Raw genomic sequence first — 2860 nt, forward strand, 5'->3', positions numbered from 1 at the left:
GTAACCTTTATGGAGCCAGCCGCCTAAGGTGGGACAGATGATTGGGGTGAAGTCGTAACAAGGTAGCCTTATCGGAATTTGCGGCTGGATCACCTCCTTTCTAAGGATAATTACGAGAGCGCTTTTGTTTTGTTCAGTTTTGAATGAGTAATTCATTCAGATACGAAAGATAAGCATCACGATGTGATGGATTCTTTCTACTTTGTTCCTTGAAAACTAGATAATAGATAGAAGGCAATTAATTTTTTTCAAAGCATCAGTAAGATCTTTTTTAACGGTTAAGTTAGAAAGGGCGCACGGTGGATGCCTTGGCACTAGGAGCCGATGAAGGACGGGACTAACACCGATATGCTTCGGGGAGCTGTAAGTAAGCTTTGATCCGGAGATTTCCGAATGGGGAAACCCACTGTTCGTAATGGAACAGTATCTTTACCTGAATACATAGGGTACTGAAGGCAGACCCGGGGAACTGAAACATCTAAGTACCCGGAGGAAGAGAAAGCAAATGCGATTTCCTGAGTAGCGGCGAGCGAAACGGAATTAGCCCAAACCAAGAGGCTTGCCTCTTGGGGTTGTAGGACACTCAACATGGAGTTACAAAGGAACGGGGTAAATGAAGTGATCTGGAAAGGTCCGTCAAAGAAGGTAAAAACCCTGTAGTTGAAACTTCGTTCCCTCCTGAGTGGATCCTGAGTACGGCGGGACACGAGAAATCCCGTCGGAAGCAGGGAGGACCATCTCCCAAGGCTAAATACTCCCTAGTGACCGATAGTGAACCAGTACCGTTAGGGAAAGGTGAAAAGCACCCCGGAAGGGGAGTGAAATAGATCCTGAAACCGTGTGCCTACAAGTAGTCAAAGCCCGTTAATGGGTAATGGCGTGCCTTTTGTAGAATGAACCGGCGAGTTACGATTTCATGCGAGGTTAAGTTGATAAGACGGAGCCGCAGCGAAAGCGAGTCTGAATAGGGCGAATGAGTATGAGGTCGTAGACCCGAAACCAGGTGATCTACCCATGTCCAGGGTGAAGTTCAGGTAACACTGAATGGAGGCCCGAACCCACGCACGTTGAAAAGTGCGGGGATGAGGTGTGGGTAGCGGAGAAATTCCAATCGCACCTGGAGATAGCTGGTTCTCGCCGAAATAGCTTTAGGGCTAGCCTCAAGATGAGAGTATTGGAGGTAGAGCACTGATTGGACTAGGGGCCCCCAACGGGTTACCGAATTCAGTCAAACTCCGAATGCCAAATACTTATTCTTGGGAGTCAGACTGCGAGTGATAAGATCCGTAGTCGAAAGGGAAACAGCCCAGACCACCAGCTAAGGTCCCAAAGTATACGTTAAGTGGAAAAGGATGTGGAGTTGCTTAGACAACCAGGATGTTGGCTCAGAAGCAGCCACCATTTAAAGAGTGCGTAATAGCTCACTGGTCGAGTGACTCCGCGCCGAAAATGTACCGGGGCTAAACGTATCACCGAAGCTGTGGATTGACACCATTTTGGTGTCGATGGTAGGAGAGCGTTCTAAGGGCGTTGAAGTCAGACCGGAAGGACTGGTGGAGCGCTTAGAAGTGAGAATGCCGGTATGAGTAGCGAAAGAAGGGTGAGAATCCCTTCCACCGAATGCCTAAGGTTTCCTGAGGAAGGCTCGTCCGCTCAGGGTTAGTCGGGACCTAAGCCGAGGCCGAAAGGCGTAGGCGATGGACAACAGGTTGATATTCCTGTACCACCTATACATCGTTTGAACGATGGGGGGACGCAGAAGGATAGGGTAAGCGCGCTGTTGGATATGCGCGTCCAAGCAGTTAGGCCGGAAACGAGGCAAATCCCGTTTCCATTAAGGCGGAGCTGTGATGGCGAGGGAAATATAGTACCGAAGTTCCTGATTCCACGCTGCCAAGAAAAGCCTCTAGTGAGATGTAAGGTGCCCGTACCGCAAACCGACACAGGTAGGCGAGGAGAGAATCCTAAGGTGTGCGAGAGAACTCTCGTTAAGGAACTCGGCACACTGACCCCGTAACTTCGGGAGAAGGGGTGCTTTTTAGGGTGAATAGCCCGGAAAAGCCGCAGTGAATAGGCCCAGGCGACTGTTTAGCAAAAACACAGGTCTCTGCGAAGCCGCAAGGCGAAGTATAGGGGCTGACACCTGCCCGGTGCTGGAAGGTTAAGGGGAGAGGTTAGCGCAAGCGAAGCTTTGAACCGAAGCCCCAGTAAACGGCGGCCGTAACTAAAACGGTCCTAAGGTAGCGAAATTCCTAGACGGGTAAGTTCCGACCCGCACGAAAGGTGTAACGATCTGGGCACTGTCTCAACGAGAGTCTGGGTGAAATTATAGTACCTGTGAAGATGCAGGTTACCCGCGACAGGACGGTTAGACCCCGTGGAGCTTTACTGCAGCCTGATATTGAATTTTGGTACAGCTTGTACAGGATAGGTAGGAGCCTGAGAAGCCGGAGCGCTAGCTTCGGTGGAGGCGTTGGTGGGATACTACCCTGGCTGTATTGAAATTCTAACCCGCGCCCCTTATCGGGGTGGGAGACAGTGTCAGGTGGGCAGTTTGACTGGGGCGGTCGCCTCCAAAAAAGTAACGGAGGCGCCCAAAGGTTCCCTCAGAACGGTCGGAAATCGTTCGTAGAGTGCAAAGGCAGAAGGGAGCCTGACTGCGACACTTACAAGTGGAGCAGGGACGAAAGTCGGGCTTAGTGATCCGGTGGTACCTCGTGGGAGGGCCATCGCTCAACGGATAAAAGCTACCTCGGGGATAACAGGCTGATCTCCCCCAAGAGTCCACATCGACGGGGAGGTTTGGCACCTCGATGTCGGCTCGTCGCATCCTGGGGCTGAAGTAGGTCCCAAGGGTTGG

General features: G+C 51.4%; 2 rRNA genes. Both read left to right on the forward strand.

What is annotated here, in order from left to right:
• A 16S ribosomal RNA gene (locus tag N9I19_RS24315) occupies window positions 1-100 on the forward strand; the annotation flags it as partial.
• Between the two features lie 176 nt (window positions 101-276).
• Window positions 277-2860, forward strand: a 23S ribosomal RNA gene (locus N9I19_RS24320); the annotation flags it as partial.

The organism is Peribacillus sp. CSMR9 (assembly GCF_033141925.1).
In the GTDB taxonomy this organism is placed as follows: Bacteria; Bacillota; Bacilli; order Bacillales; family DSM-1321; genus Peribacillus; species Peribacillus simplex_A.